This window comes from Cytobacillus sp. MT66, from assembly GCF_058792595.1.
In genome coordinates this window covers 64,373-76,214 of the sequence record NZ_JBXAFB010000001.1, presented here as the reverse complement: position 1 = coordinate 76,214, position 11,842 = coordinate 64,373, and the positions used below count along the sequence as shown (strand labels likewise).

Annotated in this window: 11 protein-coding genes; 3 read left to right on the top strand and 8 right to left on the bottom strand. The window is 40.1% G+C overall.

The window, feature by feature from the left end; all coding sequences use genetic code 11:
- Window position 1: 1 nt before the first annotated feature.
- From AC1Q59_RS00350 to AC1Q59_RS00335, 4 genes are all read right to left on the bottom strand, one after another.
- Window positions 2-547 (bottom strand): helix-turn-helix domain-containing protein, encoded by a 546-nt coding sequence (locus AC1Q59_RS00350; RefSeq protein ID WP_492363775.1) that lies wholly within the window; start codon window positions 545-547, stop codon window positions 2-4.
- A 254-nt stretch (window positions 548-801) separates the two neighbouring features.
- A complete protein-coding gene (locus tag AC1Q59_RS00345; RefSeq protein ID WP_492363774.1) occupies window positions 802-2,352 on the bottom strand; it encodes a hydantoinase/oxoprolinase N-terminal domain-containing protein in 1,551 nt (516 codons plus the stop codon).
- The gene (locus AC1Q59_RS00340; RefSeq protein ID WP_492363773.1) at window positions 2,349-3,455 is read right to left on the bottom strand and encodes an S-methyl thiohydantoin desulfurase family protein; all 1,107 of its coding nucleotides are present in this window, start codon (window positions 3,453-3,455) and stop codon (window positions 2,349-2,351) included. Before AC1Q59_RS00340 ends, AC1Q59_RS00345 begins: the two co-directional genes overlap by 4 nt.
- Window positions 3,452-4,060 (bottom strand): TetR/AcrR family transcriptional regulator, encoded by a 609-nt coding sequence (locus AC1Q59_RS00335; RefSeq protein WP_492363772.1) that lies wholly within the window; start codon window positions 4,058-4,060, stop codon window positions 3,452-3,454. Before AC1Q59_RS00335 ends, AC1Q59_RS00340 begins: the two co-directional genes overlap by 4 nt.
- 260 nt (window positions 4,061-4,320) lie before the next feature.
- Between AC1Q59_RS00335 and AC1Q59_RS00330 the strand changes: the two genes are divergently transcribed.
- Window positions 4,321-5,508 (top strand): MFS transporter, encoded by a 1,188-nt coding sequence (locus tag AC1Q59_RS00330; RefSeq protein ID WP_492363771.1) that lies wholly within the window; start codon window positions 4,321-4,323, stop codon window positions 5,506-5,508.
- 57 nt (window positions 5,509-5,565) lie between these two features.
- Here the strand turns inward: AC1Q59_RS00330 and AC1Q59_RS00325 are convergent, their stop codons facing one another.
- A complete protein-coding gene (locus tag AC1Q59_RS00325; RefSeq protein WP_492363770.1) occupies window positions 5,566-7,020 on the bottom strand; it encodes a DHA2 family efflux MFS transporter permease subunit in 1,455 nt (484 codons plus the stop codon).
- Between the two features lie 222 nt (window positions 7,021-7,242).
- Between AC1Q59_RS00325 and AC1Q59_RS00320 the strand changes: the two genes are divergently transcribed.
- Window positions 7,243-7,680 carry a MarR family winged helix-turn-helix transcriptional regulator gene (locus tag AC1Q59_RS00320; protein WP_492363769.1) on the top strand — a complete coding sequence of 146 codons (438 nt, stop codon included), beginning with the start codon at window positions 7,243-7,245 and terminating at the stop codon, window positions 7,678-7,680.
- A gap of 471 nt (window positions 7,681-8,151) precedes the next feature.
- Here the strand turns inward: AC1Q59_RS00320 and AC1Q59_RS00315 are convergent, their stop codons facing one another.
- A complete protein-coding gene (locus AC1Q59_RS00315) occupies window positions 8,152-8,658 on the bottom strand; it encodes a CarD family transcriptional regulator (protein ID WP_492363768.1) in 507 nt (168 codons plus the stop codon).
- A gap of 120 nt (window positions 8,659-8,778) precedes the next feature.
- Between AC1Q59_RS00315 and AC1Q59_RS00310 the strand changes: the two genes are divergently transcribed.
- Window positions 8,779-9,048 (top strand): hypothetical protein, encoded by a 270-nt coding sequence (locus AC1Q59_RS00310; protein ID WP_492363767.1) that lies wholly within the window; start codon window positions 8,779-8,781, stop codon window positions 9,046-9,048.
- Between the two features lie 214 nt (window positions 9,049-9,262).
- Here the strand turns inward: AC1Q59_RS00310 and AC1Q59_RS00305 are convergent, their stop codons facing one another.
- Window positions 9,263-10,519 (bottom strand): MFS transporter, encoded by a 1,257-nt coding sequence (locus tag AC1Q59_RS00305; protein WP_492363766.1) that lies wholly within the window; start codon window positions 10,517-10,519, stop codon window positions 9,263-9,265.
- A 122-nt stretch (window positions 10,520-10,641) separates the two neighbouring features.
- Window positions 10,642-11,745 (bottom strand): 5-methyltetrahydropteroyltriglutamate--homocysteine S-methyltransferase, encoded by a 1,104-nt coding sequence (locus AC1Q59_RS00300; RefSeq protein WP_492363765.1) that lies wholly within the window; start codon window positions 11,743-11,745, stop codon window positions 10,642-10,644.
- Between the last annotated feature and the right edge of the window lie 97 nt (window positions 11,746-11,842).

The window sequence follows — 11,842 nt, the reverse complement described above, 5'->3', positions numbered from 1 at the left end:
GCTAAAAAATAGGTGGTGTTAATACACAAAGCATGATTGATTCCTCTGATAAAGGATTTTCATAGTCATGCGGAATATGTGAGGGGAAATGTATCGATTCTTTTTCAGATACAAAGTATTCTTCCCGATCTACAATAAACCGGACAGCTCCTTTTAATATGTAATAAAATTCTTCACCACGGTGGACAAAATCCTCATCCTTTTGCTGGTGCGGCTTTAAAATGACTACTAATGGCTCAATCGCTCGATTAGGGAAATTTCCATTTAAACGAATATACGAAGTTTGAGAGTCTTCAATTTGAAACTTCTTCTGGTCTGAGATGGATAAATGAAAGTTTTTGTTGGAAACAGGCTTCTCAAAAAAGAAGGAGATATCTACACCAAATGCATCCGCGATCTTTTTTAGCGAAGTGATCGTTAAAGAGGAAGATCCTCGCTCAATCATGGATAAAAATCCGCTAGATAGCTCTGTTTTTTCGCTTAATTCCTTAAGCGTCCAGTTGTTTTCTACACGCAGACTTTTTATTTTTTCATAAACCTCTTCCATTTGAAAATTTTCTCCCTTTTCGATAAATATTCAATATACTTAATAATCTTAAATATATTGAATATTTTAACACCCTGTTTACCGGTGTCAATACTTTCCGATCAGAACTTGCTGAAAAGTAAGTTAATTTTTCATAAACCTTTATTCTGAATCATTTGAGGTCCGAGATTTTTGTGAAGAGGCTTCTAACTCTTAAAGAGCCCCTGCTTAGTACAACAAGGACTCTGAATATTCCCGCATTTATAATTATCCAGTTAATCTTTTAACAGGCCAGCTGCTTTTACTTTAACGTGGATAGAGTTACCAGGCAGATAAGCTAAAGGGATATCCTCAAGATGGACAATTTTTACCGTTTCAGGAGATGCTCCAGCAGTAATCGCCGCATTAATCGCATGATCTTTTGCATCTTGAATGACCTCTTCATATGTTTTGCTGTCTAATGCATAAATCTTATCGGTTTCTCCGCTAACTTCCCCTAATGCTGCACCAATGGCGTTGGCTGCTGCATAATTTTCCGGCAGATGTACCTTTGAAACCCCTTTTAATTTCGAAGGTACAAGAATACTCCCTCCGCCAACAAGGATAACCTGTACATCGTCACGGCTTGTCTTCATTCGGTCAATTGCCTCTTCAAGCATTTCTGTCATTAATTGATTCGCTTGCTCGGCAATTGAGGCATCTACTTTATCTGTCAGGGCATTTTCAAAATGATATTTTCCTAGTTTAACTGCAACGTCAGTTGTCGTTAAGGTGTCCCCGCCAAAGATCATACCTTTTTCTTTTAGTCTGTAGCCGACACTGTCAGGGCCAATGGACAACTTGCCCTTTTTTTGATGAACAACGGTTCCTCCCCCTAGGCCGATTGACAATAAATCTGGCATTCTGAAATTTGTTCGGATGCCGCCGATCTCTACAGCAAGAGAGGATTGTCTTGGGAAACCATTAACGAGAACGCCTATATCAGTGGTTGTTCCGCCAATATCAACGACGAGCGCATTTTCTAATCCTGTCAAATGAGCAGCACCTCTGATCGAATTGGTCGGTCCACTGGCAATCGTCAGGATTGGGTAATCAAGTGCATATTCACTTGTCATTAATGTTCCATCATTTTGCCCAAAATAAATCTTTGCCTGAATGCCTTCTCTTTCTAGCGTCTGCTGAAAGCCATTGGCTACTTCCTTAACAGTTTCTTTTAATGCTGCATTGAGAATGGTGGCATTTTCCCTTTCCAGCAGGCCAACACTGCCTATTTCATTGGACAAGGAGAGAAAGATATCTTCTCCAAGCTCTTCTCTGACAATCTCAGCCACTTGTTTCTCCTGCTCCTGATTAACAGGTGAAAAGACACCGACAATCGCAACTGAATGGACTTTTCCCTTTATTTTTTGACAAACCTCACGAACTTCTATTTCATCTACAGCAGCAATTTTTCGGCCATCATATTCATAGCCGCCAGAGATAATATATGTGTTCCTCCCAATCATTCCGACTAAATCATCAGGCCATCCCGCAAGCGGAGGAATCGCTGTTGTTGCAGGCGCCCCAAGTCTGATGACAGCAACTTCCATCAGCTTTTTGCGTTCAACAATCGCGTTTGTACAATGGGTGGTGCCTAACATCGCATGAGCGATTTTTTGCGGGTCCACCTGGCTCTTTTCAAGGAGCTCTTTGACAGATTGATAAATTCCTGAACTAATATCTTTAGAGGTTGCTACTTTGACTTGGCAGACACACTGCAGATTTCCGTCGAGAAGAACAGAATCCGTGTGAGTACCTCCGACATCTATACCGATGCGATATTTCATTTCTGACCGTCCTTTCTCTTGCTGACTAACTCTTCAACCGGCTCGTATTCGTATTGGTAGCCGAAATACTGCGGACCTGCAGTTTCAATTCCCTTGGCTGTACGCCATTTTTTGTGGCATGGGAATGAAACGACCACAGCTCTTGCGCCGTATTTTAGACCTTCTGTTGTGATTGGATTGCCTGTCTCCAAATCTAATACCGCAATTAAATCTGGTGTGATGGCCAATGGGTTATTAGTTGCCTCATCTACAGCAAGTAAATGTTCATTTTGGAAAAAAAGCTTTAGTTTCTTATCCTTGTAATCATTTATTCCTTCCATAACAGCCTCACCTTTAGTAAAACCATCCTGAATTCGGCGTCTGATATCAACAGCTTTTCCTTGGAATAATTCGAAGCCTTCCAGCTTAGTCAGCATTTCGCTCACTGGGTTTAAGCCTTTTGCTTTGGATGTGCGGATAATCTTTCCAATATCTTCGGCAAGTGTCAGCGTGCTAGGAATCGCGCTTTCCTTTACATACTTTCCTTCAAGCGCGTAATCACACATTTTCGCCTGACCGCCCATTTGAATCGTAACAGCGCGGGCAAGACGTTCTGACCACTCACCGTTTATCGGGTACATAAGCAAATTATTTCCTTTTTCATCTGCCATTGTCACTGCACCAGGAGAATGCCCGTCCAAATGGAAGGTTACCATCTGCGCTTCAGGGAATGCCCTCCCCATCGCATCTGCATCAAGCACAGGGATTCCTTTTTTTGCAGCTGCTGCCACTGGAATCAGCGAGTTGCTTCCGCCTACTTCAATTGGCATAATGGCTGATGCTTTTTTGCCCAGGACCTTTTCGAGCATTTCTAATGCTGCAGTGAGAACCTCTTCAGAAGGTATCTTTTCGACCCCCACAGTAGGAGCTCCAATGGATGAAACTGGGATGACCAGGTCATCTTCACTCAATTCATCCACGGAAATCATTTGTACCTTGCCGTATTTTTTTACTGCTTCAATAGCCATCATTTTTCCTATGTATGGATCCCCGCCGCCTCCGGTGCCTAAAACTGCCGCGCCGATGGCGATATTCTCAATTTCTTCGATGCCTAAGAATCTCATGATTTAACCCCCGTAAATTTGTTTGCAACCCCACTCCAATAAATTTCCCAATTGATTCGCAAACGCCAATCCAGCTGCTCCTTATCCCTTGGATAATAAAATAACTGTGTAAACAAGCCATCCATCAGACACAGAAAGCTGGCAGTCAAAGTTTCGATTTCCATTTCTCGAACTTCCCCGTTTTTAATAGCTGTAAGGAATATGTCGTTTAATACATTGGATAGGTACTCATCCGATTTTAAAAATTCATCCTGCACTATTTCCTCAAGACCATGCGGCGGGAATTGCATAAATCTGCGATAAAAATTGGTTTTTTCTTCTTCATTTAGATGGTAGTTATACATTTCCTGCAAAATCATAAATAGCTTTCGCTCTGCTGATTCATTTGCCAGCGAATCAACCAGCTGCTTAATATGCTCATAATGATCAGTAAACACCATGTGCAAAACAGTCAAAAACAAGTCTTCCTTATTTTTGTAAAAGGCATAGATGGAGGGTGTTTTAATACCTACTTCATTGGCAATTTTCGATAAAGTTGTTTCTTCATAGCTGCTTGTTGAAAAAATTTTTAATGCTGCATCTTTGATCTTTGTTTTTGTCGTCATATTATCACCTAATGATTATTAGTTAGGTTTTAGTATAAGGACAAAATTTTATTAATTCAACATAAATTTCAAAAATTCGATTGATTTCAACAAAATTATTTTCTGCCCTCAATGTTTAAACTAAACACACCATCTAAACCATAGAAATTCATTCCAATTTCATGTATAATCTTGATTACTTAGTGACTCTAAATAATTTTGGAATTTTATTATTTGAAATGAACGGAATACTTATGGAGTTGCCGTATAGGAGGAATAAAATGAGTGACCAATTAGTTAAAGAAGCTCCTAAGGTGAGCTCGGAAAAAATTTGGACCCGTGATTTTATATTAATTTGCACGGCCAATTTTTTTGTTTTTCTGGGATTTCAAATGACCTTGCCGACAATCCCGCTGTTTGTTGAGGAATTAGGAGGAAACGATCAGCTGATTGGCTTGGTTGTGGGGATTTTCACCTTTTCTGCGCTTGCCATCCGCCCCTATGCAGGGCATGCGTTAGAATCTAAAGGCAGAAGGTTTGTCTTTTTAACAGGGCTGGGAATATTTGTCCTTTCTGTTGGATCCTTTGGTTTTGCAGCTGGACTCATCTTCCTTTTTGCCATGAGAATTATCCAGGGACTTGGCTGGGGATTTTCAACTACCGCCTCTGGTACGATTGCTACTGATCTCATCCCGGCAAAACGGCGCGGTGAAGGGATGGGCTATTATGGGTTATCCGGTAACCTTGCTTTGGCATTTGGACCTTCTTTGGGATTGGCGCTGACAGGAATCATATCTTTTTCTCAATTATTTACTATATGTGCAATCTTAGGACTTATGGCTTTATTATTGGCTTCGAGAATTCGTTATAAAGAGGTGCAGCCCCAAGCCGTACCGCTAAAAAAATGGGATTTTTACGAAAAGAGTGCATTGCCCCCTTCCCTGCTCTTGTTTTTCATAACAGTTACTTTTGGCGGCATCGCTGCGTTCCTGCCGATTTATTCATTGGAAAAAGGCATCGAAGGCATACAGTGGTATTTTCTCCTATATGCTATTGCATTAATGATAACTCGAACTTTTGCCGGCAAGCTGTACGACTTAAAGGGACATAAAGCGGTCTTCCTGCCAGGAACTTTGTTAATTTTAATTACCATGTTCTTGCTTGCCTGGCTGCCAAATAGCCTCATCCTTTATATTGCAGCGGTTTTTTACGGTTTAGGATTTGGTACTGTTCAGCCGGCTCTGCAGGCATGGTCTGTTAAAGAATCTCCCCCAAATCGCCGGGGAATGGCCAATGCGACATTCTTCTCGTTCTTTGACTTAGGCGTTGGCATTGGTGCAATGGCATTTGGGCAAATTGCTTTCTTATTTGGATACAGCTTCATCTATATTGTCGCCGGAGTCTCAGTTCTTTTTGCGATGATTTTGTATCTTGTTATTTTAAATAAGGAAAAAGTAAAGAAAAGCTAACCTGTCTCTTTATGGAGACAGGTTTTTTTCTGGAAAATACATAGTTAAAACTTTGTGCTATCGGCTAACAGACTTAGCAGATTTCAACATTGCTTTAGTTTTTTTCTTTACAGCACTTGATTTTTTGACGAATAAAGAACAGATTAATGTAACTGCGGAAATTCCAGAAAGGAAATAGAAGGTATATTTTATTCCAGCAGCTAACACTTCTTGTTTGGAAGCATCAGGAAAATTAACAGCATATCCGCTTTGACCTGCTGTAAATAAAGTAATCGCAGTGGCTGTACCTGCTGCACCAGCCACTTGATTCAATGTATTCATCGCAGCTGATCCGTCTGCATATAAGGCACGCGGCAATTGATTAAGCGCATTAGTTTGGGATGGCATCATGACCATTGTTAAACCAAAAAATAGAATCATAAATGCCACTATGATTTGCCAAGCAGGTGTAGCTGCCGAAACTATGTTCATAAACATGACATTCGCAATCAAGATAATGGCTGAACCAATGATGACGAACATACGCGGTCCAAACTTATCAAATAGAGTCCCAACAATTGGTGACATTATAACATTGATAGCATTACCCGGAAGCAGCAATAAACCCGCCACCGCTGCACTAAGTAACAAAGCTCCCTTTAAATACATCGGCAATAAAATTCCAGTTGATAAAATGATTAAAATCCCAAGGAACATCATGGCTGTTCCTAATGTGAACATCGGATACTTAAAAACACGTAAATTAACCATTGGCTGTGCCATACTCATTTGACGAGTACCAAATAACACAAGTGCGATAATCCCTGCAAATAAAGGGACCCATACTTTAGGAGACGAAACAGATGCTTCTGCCATCGTTGCCAAAGCATAAATTAATCCGCCAAAACCGATTGTTGATAGAGTAACTGACAAAATATCAATTCTAGGCTTAGTAATTTCTGAAACATTCATTATTTTAGCTGCAGCAAAAATTGTTAAAAACATATATAATACAGCGCTGATCCAGAAGATATAAGGCCAGCCCAACGTACTTATAATAACCCCAGATAGTGTTGGTCCTAAAGCCGGACCTAATGTAATAACAAGCCCCATCACTCCCATAACAACTCCACGTTTATGAACAGGAAAAATAATTAAAAGTACACTCGTCATGACCGGTATGAGGATCCCCGTTCCGATGGCTTGCACGATACGGCCAATTAGTAACATCGTAAAGTCAATAGACAAAGCGGCTAAAATCGCTCCTATCATCGAAACAAGGAGTCCGCCAATAACTAACTGTCTTGTAGTAAACCATTTCATTAAAAGAGCCGAAATCGGCACTAATATGGCCAAGACTAATAAATATCCTGTTGTCAGCCACTGTGCAAGGGCCGGTTTTACTGAAAATTCATCCATTACATTTGTTAATGCCATGTTCAATGCTGTTTCACCAAATAATCCTATGAAAGCACCTAACATTAAGATAAATGCCATTGATTTAGGATTTCTCACTTTAAATTGTGTATCCATAATTAACTCCCTCTATTTAAATTGACTATCTTTATGTTTCGTAGATACTCCTTTCTCATTTATCAGTATTGTCAACTTGGTTGACTTAGTCATTTTATTCGGTGAAACGAAAAATGTCAACTAAGTTGACTATTTTTTAATATCTTGTAATCCGTCAACTTAGTTGACATATAAGTAATATTTTTGTATAGTAGTGCCGACATACTGATTGGAGTGAAGGAAATGAAGCCTGAATTTGAGCACTTAGATCTAATCGATTTATTAAGTGAACGTCATCATTTGCTTCGCGGGATAACAGAAAAGTTATGGAATAACAGCAGTGACATTTATATTTCGAATTCAGAATGGTTTATCATGGCAAGAATATATAAAAAGCAGCCAACGATTGCCTATGTTTCAAAAAATGTAGATATATCTCGGCAGGCTGTACATAAATTTATTAAAAAGCTTGAAACCAAAGGCTTAGTCGAAGTGATGAACGTGGAGAACAATAATAAAGAAAAGTGCATTCGGCTTTCCTCTCTTGGTGAAGAATGTTATGAAAAAAACGAGACACTGAAAGCCACTCTCGAAAAGCAAATCGGAGAGAAAATTGGTGAAGAACAAATTGCGCTTCTTAAGGATATATTAAAATCTGATTGGGGTTTAACGGTGAAATAGTCATTTGTTTAGACCACTCAGTTACCGAATTTAATAAAGCTGTCCGAAGGTTAGCCTACTTCAGACAGCTTTGGCACGAATTCTGTGGATCTTGTCCGAGGATTGACTTGTTTTGGACTGATTCAGTTTCAATTCTAATAAAGCTGTCTGAAGGTTAGCTTGCTTTAGACAGCTGGGGCTCGAAATTTGGAAATCTTGTCCGAAGATTACCTTGGTTTGGACTGATTCAGTTTCAAATCTAATAAAGCTGTCCGAAGGTTAGCCTACTTTAGACAGCTCTAGCTCGAATTCTATGAATTTTGTCCAATCCTCGCCTTACTTCAGACATCTGTGGTTTAAAATCTACTGACCCTGTCCGAACCTCACCTTACTTCACACAGTTCCTGCTCAAAATCTTGCAATTCTGTCAGAAGACTTCGGAACTTCAGACATTTAAAACCTCAAACTTTCCTTAGTTGTCTAATTAACTCCTCAATGATACCTTACAATCATTCGATTAACTTGCTCGGCAATCTCCTGAGCGTCAGTATCCAACGACATAGCCAGTTCTTTAAACAATATTTTTTTAATAGAGTCCAAGATTTTCTGATCCTGGTCATACAGCTTCTTTTCTTTCTGCTTCAGCTCCACACTTTTCCTCAGCATCGTATTTACAATTTTGGCAATCTCTTTCCGATCACCAGTATGTACGGTTTCCTTGTATTTGCGAACTCTTTGCCGAGGTTCTTCAATCCAGTCTGTGCCAGGCTGTTTAAATGATTGTAAAATTTCCTTTGACTGTTCACGATTCATCATCTTTAGCATTAAAACCTTTTCGTTGTCTACCGGGGTGCTGATTGTTAGTGTCGTGTTATCAAGCGGATGCAGCACATAGTACAATTTCGTTTCGTCAAAATATGTCTTTTCACAAATATCATCAATTCGACTTAAGCCATGTACAGAATATACAATGATATCTCCGATATGAAACATTTCCATTTCCATATCCCCAATCTTTAAATTGTTAACCTTGTTTACAATAATTATATGATACTATCAAACAATCGTCAACTTTGTTGACAAATCACCCCCCCTTTTGTATGGTTAAGAGGAAAAGAGATGAATGGAATGGACAATTTATTAGATACGAATCAGGGTACCTCTCTCGAAAATATAACTATCGGGCAATCGGTCATAATAAAGAAAATGAATAATGAATCTATTAAAAATACAAATCCTGAGGACTTTTATTATTTAAGAGAATTTGAGAATAAGACAGGAATCATTTGTGAAAAAAGAGCAAGTCTGGCGGGGATTTACACTTATCGTGTAGATTTTGGGAAAAATCGTTTCGGGTATTTTTACAGCAAGGATTTTTCTTTAATCTAGGCTGTGTTAAAGCTTAATATTGATTTTAGCGGCTTAGTTGATCTTCGCTGCAGGCGCGTAGACTCCTGGGGGATCAGCGTTGAAGCGAGACCCGCAGGAGCGCAAGCTGTGAGGAGGATCGCAAAACGCCCCCCGGAAAGCGAAGCGCCTGGAGAGGAAATCAACGGCCAAATTTAATCTAAAAAACCCCCGTTAAAAAACGGAGGTTGAAAAGTTATGCGCTGACAGCTGGCTGCACTGGCTGCTGCTGTTTTTTTACACTTAGGACAAAAATGGTAGCAACAATGCAAAGAATACCTGCAGACATAAAAGTGATGGTATAGCCATTAAGGATTTCGTACAGATATCCGCCCATAAAAGCAGCGGCACCTGAACCTAATTGATGGAACGCGAACACCCAGCCGTAGACAATCGGCCCTTTATCTCTACCAAAATACTCAGTTGTAAGCTTCACCGTTGGCGGTACAGTGGCGATCCAATCTAGTCCATAGAAGACGGCAAAAGCAATCAGCATTGGATATGACACTGTGCTCAGCGCATAAGGAAGGAACATCAAAGACAACCCGCGAAGGCCATAATACCAGAATAATAGCCACCGATTATCAAAACGGTCGGAAAGCCAGCCGGACGCCATTGTGCCAACGATATTAAAAATGCCCATAAAAGCAAACAAGCTGGCGGCTGTTACTTCAGGTATGCCATAAGCCCCGCAGGCTGGGATGAAATGGGTAGCCATTAATCCCGCAGTCGATAGTCCGCAAATAAAAAAGCTTAAAGATAAGAGCCAGAATGGTCCCTTTCGAACCGCAATGCCTAGTACGCTAAATGCATCTGCAATCGGGTTTTTCTTAGATCCCTTATTTTCCTCTGGAACAATTTCTGTAACCCCATATGGAAGAAGTCCCTTATCAGCAGGCTTATTCCTCATCCAAATAATAATAGCTGGAACCATTAGTAGGCCTAGAACCATAAAGATGTAAATACCTGCGCGCCATGAATATTGCTCGGTTACATTTGAAAGCAGCGGCAGGAAAATCATTTGCCCCGCAGCTGTTGCAGCCATGAGAAATCCCAGGACGATACCTTTTCTCTTTTCAAACCAGTTATTAGCCACGGTTGCTGAAAGTACGGTTAAAAAGACCCCGCATCCAGTTCCAATGATAATTCCCCAAATGAACTGAAGATGCCAGACTTTTGTCATAAACAAGCTGGCTCCCATTCCCGCAACCAAGATTAACATGGCAAAGGACATCATTTTCCGAATACCGATGCGCTGGAATCCCGCAGCAATAAAAGGCCCGGAAATTCCATAGAGCGTGAGATTTATAGCAAATGCCAATGAAATAGCCGATCTGCTCCATTCAAACTCTTGTTCAAGCGGAATCATTAAAACGCCTGTAATTGAGCGTATCCCTGCAGCTATGAGTACAGCCACAAATGTCAGCCCAACTACGATCCATCCGTAGTACACCTGTAAACATCTCCCAACTAAAAGAATAAGGATATCATACTACGATTGGAAAAAGATTAAAAGACCGACTTTTCATAAAATTATAAAAAGCGAACAGTTTAGATAACTGTTCGCTTTGCGTCTTATCCCCAAATCTCTTTAGAAATATCAACAATATATTTCAGCTTAGCCCATTGTTCTTCTTCCGTTAAAATATTTCCATGATGTGTAGAAGCAAAACCGCACTGCGGACTGATGCATAATTGCTCTAATGGTACATATTTTGTTGCCTCTTCTACACGGGCTTTTATATTTTCTTTATCTTCTAATTTCCCGTGTTTTGATGTAAATACACCTAGTACTACCTGAGGTCCTCCATTTTGGATATATTCTAATGGTTTGAAATCTCCAGAACGGTCATCATCATATTCCAGGAAAAATCCGTTTACTTTTTCTTTTGCAAATAATGTTGGGGCGATTTTTGCATAGCTGCCTTCAAATGCCCATTTCGAGCGGTAGTTTCCACGGCAGAGGTGTGTGGTGACAACCAGGTCTTCTGGTTTATCTTCTAATACACCATTTGCCACACGCAAAGCTAAATCAATTAATTCCTCTCGTGAATAACCGCTATCATTGAATGGAATTTCTGGTGCATTAAGGCCGGCGATGTACACATCATCGAGCTGCAAGTAACGGCAGCCTGCATCATAAAACGCCTTGATGGCATCGCGATATGCCTGAATAACATCATTTGCATATTCTTCAATATCTGGATAAATTTCAAGGTTGCGAATTCCGGCATTAAACAGCTGGTTAGGACTTGGGATGGTTTGTTTGGCAATTGCTCGATCCCCAACAATCTCTTTGAACAGGATAAAGTCCTTTACATGCGGATGATTTGGGTTAAATGAGACTTTTCCAGTCACACGGATATTGTATCTTTCTGTTTCTTCTCCTACAAATACGTACCCTTGATCTGGAACATAGCCCTCTACTCCATTTAAATGCTCTAAGAAGTCTGTATGCCAAAATCGGCGGCGAAATTCTCCGTCGGTAACTGCCTTCAATCCAACTTCAATTTGCTTATCAACGGCTTTTTTAATTTCTTCTGTTTCAATATCATGCAGTTCTTGTGCTGTTAAGCTGCCTTCCTGGAAAGCCTTTCTGGCCTTATGTATTCTTTCAGGCCGCAATAAACTTCCTACATGATCTGCTCTAAATGGTGCTTTAACTAATGTTTTTGTCATCTTAATTTCCTCCCATTATATAAATAAAAAGCAAAAACCCCTCTTCTAAAAATAAGAAGAGGGGTTGGATACACAACATATCATTGATTTCCGGCTC